The sequence below is a fragment of the Vibrio sp. 03_296 genome, from assembly GCF_002265885.1.
The window spans coordinates 1-605 of the sequence record NZ_NPKW01000145.1; the positions used below are offsets into that span (position 1 = coordinate 1).

1 protein-coding gene is annotated in these 605 nt (G+C 44.0%); it reads right to left on the minus strand.

Annotation, left to right across the window (positions count from 1 at the left end):
* Positions 1 to 231: 231 nt before the first annotated feature.
* On the minus strand, positions 232 to 605 hold a 374-nt coding region (locus CIK04_RS19225; protein ID WP_176463379.1), incomplete at its 5' end, for a transposase.

Genomic DNA, 605 nt, shown 5'->3' on the forward strand with positions numbered 1-605 from the left:
AGTGCGCGTCTAGTGAGTATTTACAAGGCCACGCAACACAAACGCCAACCTATTCCTACTATCTACGATTAACCGAGTTTACGATTCTCCAAGCTCAATGCGAAATGAGCTCTGAAATCGAGATAAAACAATGACCTCGCTTTAAGCGAGGTCAGATTGATGACGAACCCCGCTTTTTAAGTGGGGTTCTTTTTTGGAAGCGACCGTAGGTCGCGATCGTGATTTTTTTTGTTATATCGTGCGCAGAAGTTTCCATTCATTACATGGGTATACAGAAGCAAGTATCTGCCTTATTTCTGCCATATTTAAGCCCATTTTTCGTAGATAGTTCACCACCAACGCTATCTTTTTGATGTTTTGGGCTGCCGCTGCCAACCAACATTGCATTTGCACATTGGCTAGACCTCGGAAGCGAGCATAACGATGACCATGATGTTGCTTGGCATCTGCAAAGCTCCGTTCTACTGTTTCACTTCGACGTCGATAAGTCTTCTTGCCATAGGAAGAGAGCCGCATTTGATTTGCTCTCTCTACGGCATCGCTATAGATATGCCGAGTAATCACTTTCTTCATGTTTTTGCTTTGAGTACAGTCATCCCTCATTG